General features: G+C 40.0%; 4 protein-coding genes. 3 read left to right on the top strand and 1 reads right to left on the bottom strand.

The genetic code is table 11. The features are described from left to right. Positions 1–314: 314 nt before the first annotated feature. Positions 315–620 (bottom strand): hypothetical protein, encoded by a 306-nt coding sequence (locus R2S67_RS22525; RefSeq protein WP_193236218.1) that lies wholly within the window; start codon positions 618–620, stop codon positions 315–317. A gap of 314 nt (positions 621–934) precedes the next feature. On the opposite strand from R2S67_RS22525, the gene R2S67_RS22520 reads away from it, so the two are divergent. The 3 genes from R2S67_RS22520 to R2S67_RS22510 all read left to right on the top strand — a co-directional run bounded on the left by R2S67_RS22520 (position 935) and on the right by R2S67_RS22510 (position 2472). Beyond that, positions 935–1414: a type VI secretion system amidase effector protein Tae4 gene (locus R2S67_RS22520; protein WP_025537003.1), complete on the top strand. Its 480-nt coding sequence runs from the start codon at positions 935–937 to the stop codon at positions 1412–1414. Continuing rightward, positions 1396–1761 carry a T6SS amidase immunity protein Tai4 family protein gene (locus R2S67_RS22515; RefSeq protein WP_025537001.1) on the top strand — a complete coding sequence of 122 codons (366 nt, stop codon included), beginning with the start codon at positions 1396–1398 and terminating at the stop codon, positions 1759–1761. Before R2S67_RS22520 ends, R2S67_RS22515 begins: the two co-directional genes overlap by 19 nt. Positions 1762–1935: 174 nt before the next feature. Continuing rightward, positions 1936–2472, top strand: coding sequence for a hypothetical protein (locus R2S67_RS22510; protein WP_029793274.1), 537 nt, complete (start codon positions 1936–1938; stop codon positions 2470–2472). Positions 2473–4315: the final 1843 nt, after the last annotated feature.

The following is a 4315-nucleotide window of genomic DNA, read 5'->3' as shown; positions in this document are numbered from 1 at the left end:
GAGTAGTGCTTTTAAAATCAGTCATAATTTGCAGCTTCCTTTGCTTAACAATTGTTCGATATTAGTTGTCAGAATGATCATGCGTCAATTGTTAAAGCTATATATGCTAATTTATTGGAGCTAAATCTGTTAATTAGGTGCATATTCAATGCAACAATAGGCTGTTTCACAAACACATAACAAACAGTTTAAGAGGGATTCAGCACGCGTGGCATTTTTGCTATGCATTGATTTCGGTGTTGAAGTGCTATGCAGCGGCTTAGTCATTGCGTGCTTCACCCCTTAACTGGGCGTTAGCTGCTTAAAGGTGCAATCTAGCTTTTGTAGATACGCCAAACCTTACTTTCTTTCAGTCCTTGTAGCTCTTGGTTTAAATGCAACACTGTATTGCTGGATTTAATGCCATTCGAACCAAAAGCAATAATGTGGCCATCGATTAGCTTGCTACCATCGTCTTGCTTCAGAAGGCTTGTGACAGACAATGTGACTTCTTCCCCTTCAAGGGTTTTAAGAATCACTCTATTGTGAAGACTAATTTCTTGGGAAAGGGCATCTGGTTTATTTGAAGCACTGGTCGTTTTGAACAATGCATTTTGGAAGTAGTTGTTGTCATTAGCCATAGGGTTATCCTCATTATTCCAAGTTAATGTATTAGTGTAGGTGTATATCTTGGGCAACGCAGCTAACAAAGCGTTTAAGACAGATTCGCAACGCTTGGCATTTTTGGTTTGAATCAGTTTTAGTGTTTACGGCACAATAGGTTAGGTTCAGTGGTGGCGTTGCTCACTACTTAACGCGGCGTTATAACTCTTTTGTCAGTTTCATTGTTACACCTTTGATCTTGAAGAGCCTCAAGAACGATTAACTTGTTGTTAGTATGGTCGCTTATTTTGTGAGACCTTTTCGTTCAAACAATTGATGGGGAGGTTTTTCAATGGCAGCACGTCCTAGCTTACTAAAAATGAAAGTGGCTTTTGCAAAGGTTAACCGAGATGTATCGGACGTTGGTACAATAATTGGTGGTAAAGTGAATCACAATATCAATGTGCTAACACCAGAGCAGGGCCGTTTTGAAAATGCATGTGCAATTCGGATGTCCTATGCACTTAATTATGCTGGTTTTAAGGTTCCTTACATTAAAAATAAAACTGTATCTGGTGGACAGGGAAATTGGTATATCTACAGAGTCAGGGATTTGATCAGCTTCTTGCATCAAAAGTTTGGTGATCCTGAGGTTGTAATTGAAAATCCCAACGCGAATAAGTTGGCTGACTACAAAGGTATATTGGTCGTTGATGTGGATACTTGGCTAGATGCATCAGGGCATGCAAGTATTTGGACTGGCTCAAGATGTACGGATAGTTGTTACTTCCCACAAGCAAAGAAGGCGTACTTATGGAAACTAGAGGATTAGTCAGCACTATATTTATTGCAACTTTTAGTGTGGGATTAAGCGCAAGTCCATTGAGCACTCAAAGTGATGAGCAGTTATTTAAAAAATATGCACTTTCTTCTTGTATTGCGACTTATTACAAGGGCTCAGATGTAGCCAAAGATGCGGTAACGGCAATGCAAGGCTACAGAGAGTTTTCTAATTTGCCTTTGGATGCATTTTTTGAGCTCAGTGAGTTATTGAGCAATGAGAATATTGACTCTTATAAATCAAAAAGTGGTAGTTCAATAGAATTAGCATATTGCTTAGACTTCGCTAACTCAGATGAAGTTCATAAGCTATTGACTAAGGCAAAATCAGAGTTATAACAAACTGTTTAAGAGTGATTCGCAACGCATGGCATTTTTACTATGCGTTGCGTTTTGTGTTTAAGGTGGTTTGCGGCGGCATCGGTATTGCGTTGCTCACACCTTAACAGGGCGTTATGTATTTTAATCTGTGGGTTAGTGATAACTGGCTAATTAACGTTGGAGCTACTGTCAATGCAACTAGAAACGAGTAAAAGCATGATTCGTACTGTTAAGAGAATGTGTGGGTCATATTATGCGCCTGGAATTCTCATGGCCATTTTTATTATGTCGATATGTGTTGTAGAAAATAGAGTTATTGAGGGACCATACACTGATAATGATGTGTTATATCATAAAGCTGAGGTAACTGGTAAGCATGGTACAGCTGGTCGTGGATTATCTTATCAAATTCTTTTTGATAAAGAATACAAGCACGATATTAAAGTTCAATGGTATGACTTTAATTCAATAAATCACTACTATTCCCTAGGATATGGTTCGCGTAAAGATACAGAAAATCTAAGTGTTGGGCTAGTTAGAACGCATGTAGATAATATCTATTATACTGTTTATGTTAAGGCTGGAGATGAAGTTCTTCTTTCGAGTTCTGATGGTCTTCATAGGATAAATAAATTTAACGCCGAACAAGTTAGATGGAGCGCTTACTTAAGTCTTATTGCATTTATTTTACTTTCTCTAATCTTTAGGTTTCTAAGAAAGTGGTATTAAATTCTCTATAATAAAGTTTGCTATTAAATTTGTGCACCCAAAATACATAACAAACTGTTCAAGAGGGATTCGCAACGCGTGGCATTTTCACTATGCGTTGTTTTTAGTGATTAAGGTGGTATGCGGCGGCTTCGGTATTGCGTTGCTCACCCCTTAACAGGGCGTTATGTTTACTTGTATTTCAAAGGCTTAAAGGTCTTATGCTCTAGTTCTTTATCCCTCTGTCAATTCGTCCCTAGTAGACTCAGCAAATCCGCATTGTCGGCCTAAGTTCTTGAATCTCTCAACCCGTAAAACATGCGAATGTTCGCGGGTTGCTTCATTGTCAGGTCGTGGCGGTTGGCTTCTCGTTTAACTGGCTCAAAGTCGCTTTTAGGTTCTTGGCTAATTAGCATTTCGGCTTGGCAGTTGCCTCGGCAATTTTCCATTGTTCTACGCTTTGGTTGGAAAGAAAGGGCGCTTGTGGGTGCTTTATCGTGTTGCCTCATTGAGCAGGGAAGTGGCATTACTTGTTTCTGGTTGGTCGTCTTTGGTGGTCAAGTTGGTTTTAGTCTTGTGGTTTGCTTCAGAAAACTAGTTAGAAATAGCAGTTCTTTCTCAATTGAATCATGTGTTTGTGGTAAAACATAACAAACTGTTCAAGAGGGATTCGCAACGCGTGGCATTTTCACTATGCGTTGGTTTTAGTGAGTAAGGTGGTTTGCAGAGGCATCGGTATTGCGTTGCTCACCCCTTAACAGAGCGTTAGTTGCCAACGAGGAAAGCGCAGCTAAAGCAGAATGTTTAGAGTTAAAATCAGTGTGTTTTTGGTGGCGTTTCGTACTTCAATTTTGAATCGTTCGGGTTCGTGAAAATCGTTCTCAGGTTTCTTTTGAGGTTGGATTTTCTGTTTCAGAAACCGAATCGCTGGTTGAGAGTCAGCTCTGTGACATTGTCTTTTCAAATGAGCGTTTTGGTGTTGTTAATCCGTTTTCTACGGCGCTTTGAGTCCCAAGTGGTTTCAGTGACAGGCGCTTTGAAACTACGCCTGATTTGAGTTTTTCAAAGCACGTAAAAACAGTGTTGGCAAAGCGGCAATCAACTTCAAATCAAAGCTTTAGGTTTGGCAACTAACAAAGCATTCAAGAGGGATTCACAACGCTAGGCAGTTTTGGTTTGAATCAGCTTTAGTGGCTACTGCACAATAGTTTAGATTGGGTGGCATGCGTTGTTCACCCCTTAATGCGGCGTTAGTTTGCAAGAGGAAAAACGCAGCTATATCGCAAGATCTAGTTGTAAAAGCTCAAAGTCCAAATTGTCGTATCGGCGTTCAATTTCAGTGTTAACGAGCGTGGTGAAAATCCAAAATTAGTATCGTTTCAACGATTGATTTGTACTTTGGTGAGGCGACTTTTGGGCGACCTGAGTTGAACTTTTTTGCTGAAACTTTGCTCGTTGAGTTTGTCTCTACAAAAGCTGATTTACTCGCTAAAGTAACGTTTTCTCTGGTGTGGTAAGTTCCACGTGGTTTCAGTGACTTTGTTGAAAGTCCGCACTGTGAGATTGGTTTTCCAAAAGCGTTTTTTGGTGTTGTGAGTTCGTTTTCTGCGGCGTTGTTTGTTCCACGTGGTTTCATTGAGTAGCCGCTTTGAGACTACGCCTGACTTAAGTGCATCAAAACATATAAGGTTTATTGTTTGCAAAGTTTAAAATGACGTAAAATCAACGCTTTGGGTTTGCAAACTAACAAACTGCTCAAGAGGGATTCACAACGCGTGGCATTTTTACTATGCGTTGATTTTAGTGATTAAGGTGGTATGCAGCGGCTTCGGTATTGCGTTGTTCACCCCTTAGCAGGGCGTTA

The organism is Vibrio sp. T13N, assembly GCF_032970445.1.
GTDB lineage: Bacteria > Pseudomonadota > Gammaproteobacteria > Enterobacterales > Vibrionaceae > Vibrio > Vibrio diabolicus.
Note: the sequence above shows the minus strand (reverse complement) of the source record. Positions and strands in the feature narration are given on the sequence as shown.